We start from the raw sequence: 15,516 nt of genomic DNA on the forward strand, positions 1-15,516 counted from the left end.
ACTGACGGAGCGCGCGCTCCACGTTGCCCTTGTCGTGCTCACCGGCGTAGGGCGGAAACTCCGGGGTATGGATGCCGAGGATGGTCAGGCCTCGATTGCGGTAGCGCCGATCGAAGTCCACCAGGGAGGGGACGGTGTTGGTGCAGTTGTAGCAGGTGAAGACCCAGAAGTTGAGGAGCACCACGCGGCCGCGGAGGTCCTTCAAGGCGAGGGGCCGGTCGGCGTTGAGCCAACTGGTATTGGCCCAGTCGGGGGCGGGGCGGGGGGTGGGTTGATCGAGCGGGCCGGCGCCGACGAGGAACAGGGAATACGCGGCCGCGAGCAGGGGAAGACGGGTCATGCGAGCCTCGGGAGCGGGTTCCGGAATCAACGCCGGGCGTGGGGAAATGGTTCTCTCCAAGTCCTTTCCGAGTCCCTTGGCGGGGTTGGACGGTCTTTCTATATTCCGGCCCCACGGCCAGGTAGCTCAGTTGGTAGAGCAGCGGACTGAAAATCCGCGTGTCGGGGGTTCAATTCCCTCCCTGGCCATTGCACCGCCGAACTCAAAGGCTGTCGTGGTAAATGTTCCGCTATTCCCGGAAACGACTTTATGCAGCGCATTCGCGCTTCACTGCGGAGACTGCTCGTACGATTACGGTTCGAACGGGAGCGATAACTGGCAACGTCGCTGTCCAAGGTGTCAGCATGGACGGCCCGGGCTACATCCGGACTAACATATAGCGTGAGCGACTTGGAATCCCTGGAAGTGCAACAGCAGCCGCAGCGACCGCTGCGGCTGCTACATACTCTCCATCCTCTACATTACCTCCGCTCGACGTCGATCTGATCGTATACATGCATTCCAGGTGGATGGTTCGGCATAATCCTTCCCATCCAGGTCTTGAGCTGTTTGGCGACGTCGAAGTAGAGGGCCACCATCATCCACAAGTCCTCGCTCAGTTCCGTTGCGAGAATTCCGTATGAACCTGGCTTGTTGAGACCGACGGAGGAAGATGCACACGCCCCCGACATTGCGCTGGGTGCCTCGCACGACGATCTCCTCATCGGATGTCGTGAAGCCCGCCGCGGGAGACGTGATCTTCAACTCCGGACCCTCCTGATCCCGGATGAATCCCCGATTCATGTCCATCAACGACCGGACCTGATCCGGGTCGAACCGACCGACGGCGATGTTGTGCTTGAGCAAGTGCCATTCCCCGCGACCTCGAATTCGCTGGTTCGGGTCTAGCATGCCGATGACGACACGGCTGACCTGCCGATCGAGTAGGCGCTCGACGCAGGGGGATCTTGGGCGGATTGCGATAGGTGCACGGCTCTAAGGTCGTATAGACGGTCGCGCTCGAGACATCGACGCTGCCCAAGACCCTTTCAAGCACCGTGTACTCGGCGTGTTCTCCAGGCTCCTTCTGCCCGCGGTGGGCGACACCGAGCACTTGCCCATTCTTCACCACCACTGCGCCGACGCGAGGGTGGGCCTTGGACTGATTCTCGTCCTTGCTTTGGGCGGCTTGCTCGATGGCCATTGCGGCGAATTTGCGGTCGTCCTCGGAACTCATCGGCTTCCCCCCAATGACGACGCACCCCGTCGGCTGTCACACTACTTCACCTTCCGTTTGCGTTTGACGGCGCTTCAGGTCTAAGGAACGTAGGGTGGTGCCCGAACTCTGGCGCGAAGAAACTGGTATGAGCGATCAGGCTCGGGGCGCCATGACAAGAAGCTTGAAGCGCTTCGCGTCCGCCACCCGCGAGAGATTGTTAAACATTACGTAAGCGGGCTCGGTAGGGGCGACCCCCACTAGAATGCGCTGCAAGGCCCGTAGCTGCTCGTCAGTGTAGGAATGCCGGACACCGCCGATACCGTGCAGGCGCCAATACACAGCCCGGCCTGGTTCTGGGGGCACGACGAATGGGTCCACGACGTGCACCAAGTTCAAGTCTTGGCAGAGCGAGAGCGCGAGGTCGCGCTGGGCAACCCACTTTGGCCCGCGGGGTTCCCAAAGTAGGCGCGGCCTCGGCCTCTCGATGCGCTCGAAAAAACTCCGCATGCGTGCGACGTTATCAGCTTCGGGCGTGAAGCTGGCAGGGCACTGAAACAGCATGGCGCTGGCAGAGAGCACGCTCGCGCAGTGCAGCGAGCTCTGCCAACCCTCGTCCACCGCGGGAGAGTTGCGGAAGAGACCGGGCTCTTGTTTCGGATCGAGGGGCCGTTTCATACGCCGGTACGTCGGGCTGTTCGCCGGGTGGGTGACCAGTTGCCACACCTTGATGGTGTACTCGAGCGACGAGAGAGTCACAGTGCGCCACTTCTTGAGCGTAGCGTCCGGTGGGGGGTCGTAGAAGGTGTTCTGCACTTCGACCACGGGAAAGTGAAGCGCGTATGTCTTCATGGACATTGTAAAGCCGCAAAGCCCTACACGGACATTCATTGGAGGCGCACGTCGAGGTCTCGCGGCATCACCTCATAGGCTACCGGCGGCGCGAGAAAAAGGGAACCGCTTCCTTAGGCCGGGGCAGGAAATTCGAGTGCTGGAGATCAATGGAAGGGAAGGGTCCCAGGCGCGCAGCGTTGAAGGGTGACTACAAAGCGCGGCGGGTGGATGGCATGCTCTGGTGGCCGACTTCGGCGTCGCGCTCACCCTCGCGCGGCCAGCCGCTGGAACCGCGGGTTGTCCTTGAGCCGGGCCCAGGTGGGGTCGCTCCGGAGCCAGCCCGGCGAGAGGTAATGCGGCATCTTGAGCAGCGGCTCGAGCTGATCCATCGCCAGCTCGGGCTCGCCCACGATCATGTAGATGCGGGCGAGCTGGAGCTGGACGTAGGCGCCGTTGTTGCTGTCGCGACTGATCGGCCAGAGCTCGGTTCCGCGCCGGCCTTCTGCGATCGCTGCCGCTTTCCGCCCCATGAAGGCCAGGGCCAGACCGAGGACGGCGTGCCGCTGGCCGTCGAGCGGAGCGGCGCGCAGCTGTTCCTCGAATGCCGCCCGCGCGGTGTCGGCGTTGGCGCGCGCCTGCCGCTGGTCGCCCAGCAGATCGAAGAGCTGTGCCCGCACGATCGCCCTTGCCCCCTGGTCCCCGTCGAACGCGGCGACCGGCAGGCCGAGCACCCGCTGCTGCTGCTTCTCGTCGAGCACCCAGTAGAGATCCTGGTACACGGAGAGGAATTCCAGCAGCGCGTCGGTGCCCACCGCTCCGGCCGACGCCGCGATCACCGAGCGGGCGCCCGGCAGGTCGCCCTCCGCCAGGCTCACCATCACGCGCTGCTCGATGAAGTTCAAGTTCGTGGGCGCGAGCGCGAGCGCGTGGTCCGCGGCCACCTTCGCCTCGCCATAGCGCCGGAGGTAGAGCAGCGTGTTGGCCACGCGTCCTGCGGCAATCGCCGAGCGCGGGTCGAGCGCGGCGGCCCGCTGGAGCGGCTCGAGGGTCCCCTCCCAGCGATTCAACGCCTGCTCGTACTGGGCGATGGACGCGAGCATCTCCACCTTGTTGGCCGCGGCAGCGAGCCCGCGCTGAATGGCGGCGAGCCCCTTCTGATTGTCCAGCTCCACGTTGACGTAATAGGCGGACAGGGCGCGGGCCGTGTCCTCCCCATCCGGGTCCAGCGCCGCAGCCCGCTCGGCGGCATGCCTCGCTTCAGCCGCGAGCTGCGGCGTGGGGACGCTGTTGAAGTACAGGAACGACCGGACGCGGGCCAGGCGGCTCCAGGCGGCGGTGAAGGTGGAGTCGAGCGCGACCGCCTGCTCGTAATACTTGATGGCTCGCCGGAGGGTCGCGGGATCGTTGCCAGCGCTGGCCAGGCCCTTGAGGTAGGCGTCATACGCCTCCAGGTTCGCAGTCGGCGCTTTCTCGAGCTTGCGTCGGGCGCTGTCGGCGAGCGCAATGTCGAGCGCGCTCGCCACCTTGCCGGCGATCTCGCCCTGCACCTGAAACACGTCGGTCAGCGCCGCCTCGAACGGCTGGCTCCAGCGGGTGCGGGGCGCGTGGCCTGGAGCTACATCCACCAGCTCCGGCGAGACCCGCACCCGACTTGAGCCGCCGGCCTTGTCCCACCGCACCGTGGCGGTGAGCAGGTAGTCCGCGCCCAGCTCGCGCGCGATCTCCGCCGGAGACTTGGTCGTGTGGCGATACTGGTTCGAGCTCCCGCGCGCGATAACCGACAACCCGCCGACGCCGGACAGCTTCGCACGGACCTCGTCGCCCACGCCGTCGGCGAAGTAGGCGTCGCTCGAGTCCCCCAGGTTTTCGAAGGGGAGGACCGCCACCACCCGCGCGCCCGTGGCGGCCTCCGCGCCCGGGTGGCCGCGCCGCCAGGCGAAGAGGACACCGAGTCCCACGAGGAAGCCGAGACCGAGCGTGAGAGCGGCGACGGGCACGCGGCGTCGGGCCTGCGGGGTGGCTGCCGGCGCCCCAGGCATGGCAGCGGGCGGCGCGGCGGCGGGAGCCGCAGCGACCGGGACCGTCGTGCCGCTCTCCGCCCCCAGCGCACGCGCGAACGCCTCGATCGACTCGAACCGGTCGGCCACCACCGGTGCGAGCGCGCGGTGCACCGCCTCGTCCACCGCTGCCGGGACACTGGACCGCACTTGACGCACCCGCGGCACCTCGCCGCTGAAACGCCTGGCGATGATGGCCTGCGCCGTGGGCCCCGTGAATGGCGGCTCGCCGGCCAGCATCTCGTACAGTACGGCGCCGAGCGAATAGACATCGGTGCGCGCGTCGAGGGCGCGCTCGCCCATCGCTTGCTCAGGGCTCATGTACGCGGGCGTCCCGATGGCGAGCCCGGTCTCGGTCAGGCGGTCACCCTCGGCCGCGAGCGCGCGGGCGATGCCGAAGTCGGCAACCAGGGTCGAGCCGTCGGCGGTGAGGAGGAGGTTCTCGGGCTTGATGTCACGGTGGAGCACGCCGTGGCGGTGGGCGTACTCGAGCGCGCGCGCCGCCTCGGTGGCGATGCGGAGCGCCGCCTCCACCGGGAGCTGCTTCTCCCGATTCAGGCGGTCGCGGAGACTCTCGCCCTCGACGAAGGGCATGGTAAACCACAGTCGTCCGGCGGCTTCGCCCGAGTCGAGGACCGTCAGGATGTGGGGGTGCTGAAGCCGCGCGGCCAGCCGGATCTCGCGCTGAAACCGTTCGGGGCCTAGGGTCTGGGCCAGATCGGGGTGGAGGACCTTGAGGGCGACCGGCCGCTCGTGCCGCAGATCGTGCGCGAGATAGACCGTCGCCATGCCGCCGCGGCCCAGCTCGCGGTCGAGCACGTACCGGTCGCGCAATGCGTCCGCCAGGGCCGCGGGAACGGTCACGGGGATCCGGGTGAGGGTCAGCTTAATCTGCCCTCGGCGGGGGTGGAGCGCCAGCCGGAGCGGCAACCGAGGCTCGCGGCCGAGGCTCGGGGCCGGCGAGCGCCTCCTTCCCCCCCCCGCGAGCTCCTCTACTATTGATACCGCCGCCGCCACTTATACGGCCGCAGCCACCACTCGCGTTTCCGGTCCCGCAGCCAGATCTGCCGTCACAACTCGAGGGGGGATTCCGGGGGAGCTACGCCTTCGAGCGCGAGCTCGGGGCGCACGGTGTACGGGTGGTGGAGCACTTCGACGCGAGTCGATGTTTCGAGGAGCCCGACGGAGTGGTCCGGGAGTTCCTAGATATTCTCGCCCGCTCCTGAGCCGAACGGCGCTCCATGATGAGCTGCCCCAGCTGGGGCCCGCCGCCCCTGGCGCCGCACGTTCAGGCGCGCCGGTAGCTCCTTGCCCCCCATGACTCGTGAAGCAGCAGGAGCCCCGCAGAGCCACGATCTCCCCGCCTGGATGGTCGTAGATTTTTTTAGAGGGACTGTTGTGTATTTTTTTCGAGGGCCCGATCATCTGGCTGGATGTGGGAGCCGGCGGCGAGGACTAGGCGTTAGACAGGCCCGGTGGTGGAGCGGTTGAGGGGGGGGTGTTTGGGCGAGGGCACCTGTGCCCGAACCTGTGTCCGAACCCCAGACAACTGCAGACTACAAGGGACAACACACCTGTGGCCCAAGTGCCGCAACCACAACACCTGAGCGGTCGGCACTGGTCAGGTGTTTCGCTCTGCCAGGAACTGAAAATCCGCGTGTCGGGGGTTCAAATCCCTCCCTGGCCATCTGTTTAATCTCTTGCTGATTCGCGAGTTGGTCTGTTTTAGGCCCACCCACTGGCGGTGGGCTTTCGCGTTCGCGGCACCTGAAAAAGCACGTGAACCCTTGCTCGGGACCTTGATGGTGGCTGGAGGGTCTGATGGAAGCGCTTCCATACCCTGGGGCCCACTTGCTGGGCTTCAATTTCTGGAACATGTTCCGCCATGACTCCTCGTTCAGATCGCGTCAGAGAAGTCCTAGGGGCCTAGCACTATCTAGCCGCACCTTCGAGGTTCGCCCCAGAGCGACCTCCGCTAAGCGCCTAACTGCCGTGCGGCAGTCCTACCTTGAGGTGCTCATTGGAAGTCGCACGCCACGTGAGGAAGAATATGGCGAAGCCGAGACGGGCTTCAACGAAGAAGGCTTCCGATCCGATGACCTTCATGAACCTGACTGCCGGTAAGTGGGTGAGTCAGGCGATTGCAGTCGCCGCCGAGCTCGGTATTGCAGACGTCTTGAAGGATGGGTCCAGGACGGCCGCCGACATTGCGCGAATGGCGAACGCCTCGGAAGACGGTGTCTATCGGCTGCTCCGCGCCTTGGGGAGCGTTGGGCTCTTCGCCGAGACCGGAAACCGGAGATTCCAGCTCACTCCCCTCGGCGGGCTACTCCGCACAGACTCGGCCCAAGCGCTCGGCGGCTATGGGCGCTTCGTAGGCCACGAGAGCACATGGCGCCCGTGGGGAGAGCTTCGTCATAGCGTCCGAACGGGTGAGCCGGCTTTTGACCATGTCTTCGACATGCCCATCTTCGAGTACTTTGCGAAGATGTCGGAATCTGCAGCGGTGTTCGATGCGGCGATGACCTCAATCAGCACCTTGGAGGCGAAGGCTGTTGTCGCCGCATACGACTTCTCCAAGATCCGCACTCTGGTGGACGTTGCCGGCGGACACGGCCTCATGGTTGCGACCGTTCTCAAGGCGAACAGAAGGATGCGTGGCGTTCTCTTCGACCTTCCACACGTGACCGCCGGGGCCACCGCTCTGCTCCAGAGCGCTGGCGTGGCCAACCGGTGCCAAGTCATCAGCGGGGATTTCTTCGAATCCGTTCCGGTGGGAGGCGACGCCTACTTAATGAAACACATCATCCACGACTGGGACGACCAGCGGGCAACTCAGATCCTCCGAAACTGCCACCGCGCCATGCAGCCCGGCGGGAAAGTGCTGATCGTCGACGCTGTCATCCCGCCCGGAAACAGGGCGCACTTCGGCAAACTCCTGGATCTCGAGATGCTGGTGCTCACGCCACGCGGACGAGAGCGCACCCAGGCGGAGTTCCGGGAGCTGCTGAAGCGATCCGAGTTCAGGCTTCGGCGCGTCGTTGCCACCGAAACCCACCTTTCGGTTGTCGAGGGCGTCAGGGCTTGAGGGTTCGCGGCGCAGCCATGTGAACGCGCCGCGAACGATTTTAGCGACAATGCGGCCACTGTGGGTCGCCGGTCACCCTTGTCGGGGATGCCGGTTAGCGGTTCGAACTTTCAGTACCTATTTAGTATCTGAATTCGGTGGTATTGAAAGGTCTCGGTGATGCTCGATGCGCGCCGCGTTACGCCAACGTCTCCAGCAGCGCCTTGGCCTCCTGGAGATCAGCGGTGTCAAAGCCCTCAGTGAACCAGCCGTAGATGGGCGCGAGCAGCTTATGGGCTTCGGCGCAATTGCCCTGCTGCTGCCAAAGCCGACTGAGGCTCGTGGCAGCGCGCAGTTCCAGCGACTTCGCCTGCTGCTGACAGGCAACATCTATCGCTTGGCGAAAACAGCGTTCCGCCGCCTGCGCATCAGCGCCATCCTGCGCCAGGAGTAATGCTCCCTTGAGCCGATGGAGCTCGGCCTCGTGTTGACGTTCGCCCGTTGTGTGCACCGCCGCCAACGCTTCGGCCAGCACCCGCAGCCCCTCTTCAGCTTGCCCAGCTTTCCCATACGCTTCTACCAGCAGAGCAAGATAGTAGGGCAGTTGCAGCGCCGCTCCCGTCGCCCGCCAGGCCGCGATGCCCTGGCGCAGCTGCGCAATACCTTCCGCGCACTGTCCCTGCTCGGCCAACGCCCAGCCCCGAAGCACTGTGCCCCACGAGTCCCAGAAGGGAAACCCCTGGTCGGTTGCCAGCGCAATCAGCGCCGCGGCCCGCTCATGCGCGGCGTGGCCTTCCCGGCGCAGCTGATGGAGCCAGGCCGCAAAGGCGAGGGCAAAGCCCAGGCTAAAGGGGTGCGACACGTCCTGGGCGAGGCGCAGCGCGTCGTGGACTCGCCGCAGGGCCTGGTCCGGATAGCCAAGGTACCACAGTGCCCAGGCCCCAAAGGAGAGGCCGTGCACCCCAGAGTCATAGCCATAAAGAAAGGCGTGGGCGCGATGCTGCTGGGGATGGTAGAGCACCATGCCTTGCTCCAGGTGGGCACGGGCGCCAGCGAACTCTCCCAGCCATACCAAGGTATCCCCCAGCACATGGTGGGCCACGAGGAGGAGCTCCTCCTCTCGGACATGCTGGGCTAGTGTTAAGAGCTGCTCGCCCAACTCGCGCGCTGTCTGTAACTCCCCTTGCAGTTCATAATACTCCCATAGGCCCCGCAGCACCGGGGAGAGCTGCGGTGTCTCCTCCACCTGCTGGCACAGCGCCCGGGCTCGGGCGTAGACCTGCCCCACTTCCGGGGCGCCAAACCCCTTGGTGGCCCGCAGCGGCACCCCCAGCGCGGTGTACAGCGTGAGTTCATGCTGCGTACGCTCGGGGGTGTCCGGCAGCGGCTTGAGGACGTCCAGCGCCGTCGTCAGATGCCCAATCGCTTCCAGGTTCGCCGAGCGCTCGATGGCCCGCTGGCCTGCCTGTTGCCAGTAGCCGATGGCCTGCTCGCGGAGGCCCGCTTCGGTAAAGTGATGCGCCAGCACCTCGGGCTGTGTCGCGCAGAGTGTCGGAAAGCGTGCCTCTAACACCTGGGCAATGTGCTGATGGTGCCGCTGGCGGGTGCTCCGCAGCAAGGACTGATAGGCGGCGTCCTGGATCAACGCATGCTTGAAGCGGTAGGTGGCCTGCGGCGGCAGGCCCTGCTGATACAGGAACTCCGCCTCGACCAACTGCTGCAGCCCCCGCCGCAACGTCCCCTCGTCCCACGGCGAGACGGCCTGCAGCAGGTCATAGGGAAACTCGCGCCCCAGCGTCGCCCCCAGTTGCGCCAGTCCTTTCACGGCCGCCAGGTGATCCAACCGTGCCATCAGCGAATCGTGCAGCGTGGTCGGAATGGCCAGCGGGGGCAGGGGGCCAGTCAGCGCGTAGTGGTCGGCCTGCTCCTCAAGCAGGCCGGCGTCCAGGACCATTTTGGTCAATTCCTCCACAAACAGCGGGACCCCATCGGTTTTCGCCACGATCTGCTCGACCACCTCGGCGGGCAGGGCTTTGCCCTGGGCCACCTGCCGGATCACCTCCACGGCTTGACGGCGGAGTAATCGATTGACCGTCACCTGGGTGCAGTGTGAACGCCCCGTCCAGGGCGGACTGAAATCGGGCCGAAAGGTGAATAGGGCCAGGACGCGGGCCGTCGGGCCTTGATCGACCAGCAGGTTGAGAAACTCGAGGGTGGACGGATCGACCCAGTGCAGGTCTTCTATCACAAAGAGTACCGGCTGCTGGGCGGCAATGCGCAGCAGGATGGTCAGGAGGGCGTGCAGGGTCTGCTGCTTCTGTTGCTCAGGCGACAAGGGCAACGGCGTATAGTCGGCGGGGAGGGACAGGGACAGCAGGCTGGCAAATAGGGGCACGGTCTCTGCGAGCGGCAGGCCATATTGCACCAGGAATCCCTCAAGTTTGCGGAGCCTCTGCTGTGGGGTCTCCTCCGGCTCGAAGCGTAGCACCACCCGCTCCAGCAGCTCGATCCACGGATACAAGGCGCTGTTGTGGTGATAGGGCGAACATTGGCACGGTGTCAGCCACGCCTGCGGCTCGGCGGCCACCTGGGCTGTCAGCACCTGCACCAGGCGCGATTTGCCAATGCCGGCTTCGCCGCTGAGCAGCACCACCTGCCCAAAGCCGTCCTTGACCTGCGCCCAACGCTCCTGTAATACCCCGATTTCCTGCTCTCGGCCCACCAGTGGGGTCAGGTTGGTGCTCCCGACCGCTTCCAGACGACTGCGCGCCATACTCTCATATAGCACCCGATAGACTACCAGTGGCTGGGCTAGACCTTTGAGTAGCGGTGTCCCGAGGGGCTGGCAAGCAAAGAAGCCACCGAGCAGCTGAAAAGTGGCGGCACTGATCACCAGGGTATTGGGCGCGGCGATGCCTTGCAGGCGGGCGGCCACATTGGGGGTCTCGCCTAGGGCTAACTGCTCCTGCCGTGTGCCGCCTCCCACCTCACCCACGACAGCGAGGCCGGTGTGGACGCCCAGGCGTACGGCCAACTGCACCCTGTGCTCCTGCGCCAGGCGGGTATTGAGTTGGCCCATGGCCTCCACGATGCCCACCCCGGCCCGCACCGCCCGCTGCGCGTCATCTTCATGCGCGAGGGGGTAGCCGAAGTAGACGAGCAGGCCATCACCGAGATACTGCGCGATATGCCCTTCAAAGCGGGCGATGACCTTGGCGCACGTGTCTTGATAGGCCCGCACCACTTCGCGCAAGTCTTCCGGGTCGAGCTCACTCGCGAGTGCGGTGGAGTCCACCAGGTCACAAAACAACACGGTGAGCTGGCGGCGTTCGGGGTCAGAAGACAGTGGAGCAGTCGGTGCGGGAAGGCTCGGCGTCCGCTGAGCGTCAGAGGTGTCAGGCTGTGGCCCTGGTTGGGGAGCAGATGGGGCGGTGCGTGGAGATATCTCTGTCCCGCCCGTCCAGACCAGGACATTACCCCGTTCATCGACCGCTACGCGGTGGCCCTCAATGAGTTCATTCTTTAAATCGGCCAGGGCCGCGTCGTCAAGCTGGAACTGCCGCTTGAGCGTGCTGTAGGTCAGGCGCCCCCGGTGCTGGAGCATGGCTATCGCCTGGTCCAGGATTTCCTCAAAGGTCATCGCCCATCCTCCCGAGTCTCATGAGCGTGCAGAAGACGGTGTAGGAATTGGGATGGCCGCAGGACGTATGTATACCGCAGATGGTTGACAGAAGAAAGCAAGAAGTCATGGGAGCGCGTGACGCCCGTCGCGACGCCACTCTCACAGACGTGAGGAGGGAGGTGTCACGTGTGCCTAACCCGCTAACGCAGCCGACCAGCGCGGGCGGGACCAAGGTGCCGGATTTCGTACCTGAGTAGTACCTGAACTCCGCATTCCTGGACGGTTCTAGTCAGTGCTGGGCAGCCCTGCCGCGGACTGTAAGTCGTTGCTGGAAGGCGCTGAACCGATCTCCGCAGCTCTCAGGGGAACAGCCGCTGACGCCCTGAAAATCCGCGTGTCGGGGGTTCAATTCCATCCCTGGCCATTCTAGTTAGCCCCCCGCACGTCCCCGATTCTACCTAAACTGTACCTTAACGATTTGCTGCCACTCTACTCCGCACCGAGACGCCCGATGGCGCGATGGCACCATTGGGACAGCCGGGGTTTGATGGGGCAGCCCGGGTTTGACTTTGGATCAGGAGAGGCCCAGCTGCGTCCGGTCTCAGTGCCGGCCCGCGGCACGAAGGAGTGCGGCCAGCTCAATCTGGACCGTGTCAGCCTGAGCCCGGAGCCGTGGCTCGGGGGCACTCCGAAGGGCGAGATAATGACGGTAGGCCCGGATCGCACCCGCCGTGTCACCCTCTGACGCGGCGAGGCGGCCCTCCTCGCGGCGATAGCGCACGTAGTGAGGATAGGTGGCAAGGCCGATGACCCGTCGGCGAAGGGCGGCCAGCGCAGCCGCCGTATCGCCGGCGTCCTCGTGGAGTCGCGCGGCGACCAGGTTGCCATAGGTGAAGAATGGGGGCCTGCCGAAGTCGAAAGGGTTGAAAGGCACCCGCGGGTGCCGGCCGCAGGGCCGCCGTGCCGCTCAGCTTGGTCGACAGGAGGTCTACCATTCCCTCCCGCAGGTAGCCGAGTGAGGAATCCGCACCGGTGACCCGGAAGGGGGCGACGGCGATGACACCCCGGTCGAGGGCCACCGGCCGGTCGTGGTTTCGCATGAGCGCCACCATGGCCACGAGCGTCAGGGCCGCGACGCCGCCTGCCACGAGCCAGCGGGTGCGGTGGGACCCTTCCTGGTGCCGCGCTGGGGCCCGCTCGAGGACACCGGTGGCGGCCGGCGTCGCGACGCTGGGCCGAAGCGACTGGGCCATCTCACCCGCCGACGCGAACCGGTCCGCCGGCGTGCGGGCGAGCGCGCGCTGCACGACGTCGTCCACGTCAGCCGGCACCTCCGGCCGCGTCACGCGAACGGGCGTAGGCGAAGTGCTGAATCGCTTCGCCATGATTGCCTGCGCCGTAGGTCCCGTGAACGGCGGCTCACCGCAAAGCATTTCGTACAGCACGCACCCCAGTGAGTAGATGTCGCTTCGGGCATCGAGCTGGCGCTCACCTGCCGCCTGCTCCGGGCTCATGTACGCTGGGGTGCCCACGGTGAGCCCGGTCTGGGTCAGCGCCTCCTCGCTCGCGAGTGCGCGGGCCACCCCGAAGTCCGCGACGAGCGTGTTGCCGTCACGGGTGAGGAGCAGGTTCTCGGGCTTGATGTCGCGGTGGAGGACGTCGTGCTCGTGGGCGTATTGGAGGGCCTGTGCTGCTTCGCGCCCGATCCGGAGGGCGTCCTCGAGCGAGAGCTGCCGGTCGCGCGTCAGTCGCTCGCGCAGGCTCTCGCCCTCGACGTACGGCATGGTGAACCAGAGCTGCCCACCCGACTCGCCCGAGTCGAGCACGGTGAGGATGTGCGGGTGCTGCAACCGGGCGGCATAGCGGATTTCGCGCTGGACGCGATCGGGACCGAGCGTGGTGGTAAGGTCGGGGTGGAGTACCTTCAGCGCCACCGATCGGTCGTGCCTGAGGTCGTGCGCGAGATAGACCGTAGCCATGCCACCACGGCCGAGCTCGCGCTCGAGCGTGTAGCGGTCGGTCAGGGCGGCCTTAAGGCTTTCCAGGGTCTCGGTCACAGAGACGTGCCGGAGCGGGGTACCCCTAGGCTAAACCCGAGGGCGCTGACAGACCAGAGCCAGTCGCAACTGCTACCGGTTTCGCCTCCGTCGGCAGCGGCTATGTTGGCGGGAGCAGTTGTTGGAGGGCCAGCCGCAGGCGTCGTCACAGCGGGAGCAGCCGGGGCGGTTGGGGTGCTTAAGGCGGGGGCCGATGTTGAGGCGGCGAAGCTACGTGCCCAGGGAAAGCCCTTCTACTTTCTCTGGCAGGCGAGACAATCGCGTTAGCACGATTGGGCTCCGACGTGAATCCCTGAAGCCGCCCGGATGTTCGGCGTGACCCCTGGGACACCGCACCGCATTGCGTGTGAGCCCCAGTAGGCCTATGGTCCGGTCATGATGGTCGGTGCGCGTGCTTCGAGGGCGGCCAGGGCCGTTCGACTGCTGATGCTCCTGCTGGGCCTCGTCACCACGCCGAGCATCGGGCTCGAAGCCATGCAGCGCCCGCATTGTGCTCAACACGAGCTGGCTGAGCAGCACAACCACCAGTTGGCGGGTTCAGCCACCGTGCCGCGCGGGCACGCCCCGGAGGCTTGGATTCAGCGCCACGATCACGGGTGCCCCCACTGTCCCGCGTCCGAGTGCGCGCGGGTCTCTCCATGTACCGGGGCCACCGCGAACGCTCTTGTGCCGTCCCGCACGGCGGGCCTTATCCTTCAAGGTCATCGCGTGGCTCTCGATCTTGGCCGGCGTCGCGCTCACTCCGCGGTCTCCCCTCCTGATACTCCACCACCACAGCTGATCGCCTAGTCCTGCGCGTCGGGGGCCAAGGTTGGCTCCCGGATCATCCAGACTAGGAGGTCACCATGCCGGACCACGTGCCTGCCCGCAGGGTAGCCCTGTCGCGCATTTGGATAACGACGAGTGCCCTATGCATAGCACTCAGGGCTCCAGGGGTGGCCCGTGCCCAGGAGCACGAGCACCACAAAAACACCGAGCACCCCGACACAGCCGCGCACGGGATGGCCGATACAGCGTCGATGCCCGGCATGTCGATGCTGCCGCGACCCTTCGGCATCCCGATGACCAGGATGGGCTCCGGCACGTCCTGGTTGCCGGATGCCTCACCGATGCGCGCCTATCACCTCATGCCAGAGGGATGGTCGTTGATGGTTCACGGCGATGTGGACCTGTACTATGACCACCAGGGTACTTTCCGCGGTGACGACCAGGTCGGTAGCACCAATTGGGCGATGATCATGGCCATGCGGCCCGTCGGCTCCGGCATGCTGCATCTGCACGGCATGCTGAGCGCTGAGCCGTTCACCGTCGGGGCGCGCGGTTACCCGTTGCTGCTGCAGACCGGGGAGTCGTACCAGGGTGCACCGCTGGTGGACCGGCAGCACCCGCACGATCTATTCATGGAGCTGTCGGCCCGATACGAGGTGCCGATCAGCCACTCCGTCGGGGTCTCGATCCTGGGCGCGCCGGTGGGAGAGCCCGCCATCGGACCGGTGGCCTACATGCACCGACCGTCCGCGCAGAACGACCCCTTCGCGCCGCTAGGCCACCATTGGCAGGACGCCACCCACATCACCTTCGGCGTGGTTACGGCTGGGGTGTTCACCCGAACAGTGCAGCTCGAAGGCACATGGTTCCAAGGCCGTGAGCCCGACGACGACCGTTATGACCTCGACCTCGGCGGCCTGGACTCGTATGGTGGGCGGCTGACCGTGAATCCCACGCCCCACTGGAGCGTCGCCGCGAGCTACGGTTACCTCCACAGTCCCGAGGCGTTGCACCCGGACGAGAACCAGCATCGACTCGGTGCGTCCGTGCTCCACACCCGGCGGCTCGGCTCAGGAGGCGACTGGTCGACGGCGTTGGTCTACGGTGCAAACAAGCACACCGCCGACGGCGAGTCCTCGACCGGCTTCGAGCACAGCGTGCTGCTGGAGAGCAACCTCCAGCTCGACGACCGCAACAGCGTGTTCGGCCGCGCCGAGTGGGTGCAGAAGAACGCGGAGGAGCTGGTGGTCCCCACTGCCGCCCCGGAGGAGCGCTTCGACGTCGCGTCAGTCGTGCTTGGATACGTCCGTGAGGTGGCAGAATACGGCGGCGCGAGCCTGGGCCTGGGTGTCCGAGGGTCACTCAACTTCCTGCCGGATGGGCTCAAGCATACCTACGGGACCCATACGCCTGCGGGGATCACGGTATACGCTCGACTCCGTCCCGGCATGCTGCAGCGGGCTTACGCGGAAGACCACGATCAGGGTCACGGTGCAATGGACATGCAGGGCCAGCACGACTAGCAGGATCGCGCCAACGGCCGTGGGTACACCAATGAGGCGGATTGCATGAACGA

Annotated in this window: 7 protein-coding genes and 1 tRNA gene; 3 read left to right on the plus strand and 5 right to left on the minus strand. The window is 65.7% G+C overall.

Annotation, left to right across the window (positions count from 1 at the left end; genetic code table 11):
* The coding region (locus tag VHR41_10825) for a redoxin domain-containing protein (protein HEX3234681.1) at nucleotides 1-340 on the minus strand (340 nt) is incomplete at its 3' end.
* 115 nt (nucleotides 341-455) lie between these two features.
* Here VHR41_10825 and VHR41_10830 point away from each other — a divergent pair.
* Nucleotides 456-528, plus strand: a tRNA-Phe gene (locus VHR41_10830).
* Nucleotides 529-1,691: 1,163 nt separating this feature from the next.
* On the opposite strand, the gene VHR41_10835 is transcribed toward VHR41_10830, so the two are convergent.
* Nucleotides 1,692-2,387, minus strand: coding sequence for a DUF72 domain-containing protein (locus VHR41_10835; GenBank protein HEX3234682.1), 696 nt, complete (start codon nucleotides 2,385-2,387; stop codon nucleotides 1,692-1,694).
* A gap of 245 nt (nucleotides 2,388-2,632) precedes the next feature.
* The gene (locus VHR41_10840) at nucleotides 2,633-5,290 is read right to left on the minus strand and encodes a protein kinase (GenBank protein ID HEX3234683.1); all 2,658 of its coding nucleotides are present in this window, start codon (nucleotides 5,288-5,290) and stop codon (nucleotides 2,633-2,635) included.
* Between the two features lie 1,240 nt (nucleotides 5,291-6,530).
* Between VHR41_10840 and VHR41_10845 the strand changes: the two genes are divergently transcribed.
* Nucleotides 6,531-7,514 carry a methyltransferase gene (locus VHR41_10845; GenBank protein ID HEX3234684.1) on the plus strand — a complete coding sequence of 328 codons (984 nt, stop codon included), beginning with the start codon at nucleotides 6,531-6,533 and terminating at the stop codon, nucleotides 7,512-7,514.
* Nucleotides 7,515-7,692: 178 nt separating this feature from the next.
* Here the strand turns inward: VHR41_10845 and VHR41_10850 are convergent, their stop codons facing one another.
* Together VHR41_10850 and VHR41_10855 are read right to left on the minus strand one after the other, a co-directional pair.
* Entirely contained in the window at nucleotides 7,693-11,133 is a 3,441-nt protein-coding gene (locus tag VHR41_10850) for an AAA family ATPase (GenBank protein HEX3234685.1), read from the minus strand.
* Between the two features lie 716 nt (nucleotides 11,134-11,849).
* A complete protein-coding gene (locus VHR41_10855; GenBank protein ID HEX3234686.1) occupies nucleotides 11,850-13,172 on the minus strand; it encodes a serine/threonine-protein kinase in 1,323 nt (440 codons plus the stop codon).
* 1,028 nt (nucleotides 13,173-14,200) lie between these two features.
* Between VHR41_10855 and VHR41_10860 the strand changes: the two genes are divergently transcribed.
* Nucleotides 14,201-15,463, plus strand: a complete 1,263-nt coding sequence (locus tag VHR41_10860) for a hypothetical protein (protein ID HEX3234687.1) — start codon at nucleotides 14,201-14,203, stop codon at nucleotides 15,461-15,463.
* Nucleotides 15,464-15,516 lie beyond the last annotated feature (53 nt).

This window comes from Gemmatimonadales bacterium, from assembly GCA_036265815.1.
Taxonomy (GTDB): domain Bacteria; phylum Gemmatimonadota; class Gemmatimonadetes; order Gemmatimonadales; family GWC2-71-9; genus CAVVWJ01.

What these genes read in the sequence shown, in the direction of transcription:
- VHR41_10835 (HEX3234682.1), bottom strand. Translation starts at nt 2,387, where the DNA reads ATGAAGACATACGCGCTTCACTTTCCCGTGGTCGAAGTGCAGAACACC.
- VHR41_10845 (HEX3234684.1), top strand. Translation starts at nt 6,531, where the DNA reads ATGAACCTGACTGCCGGTAAGTGGGTGAGTCAGGCGATTGCAGTCGCC.
- VHR41_10850 (HEX3234685.1), bottom strand. Translation starts at nt 11,133, where the DNA reads ATGACCTTTGAGGAAATCCTGGACCAGGCGATAGCCATGCTCCAGCAC.
- VHR41_10860 (HEX3234687.1), top strand. Translation starts at nt 14,201, where the DNA reads ATGTCGATGCTGCCGCGACCCTTCGGCATCCCGATGACCAGGATGGGC.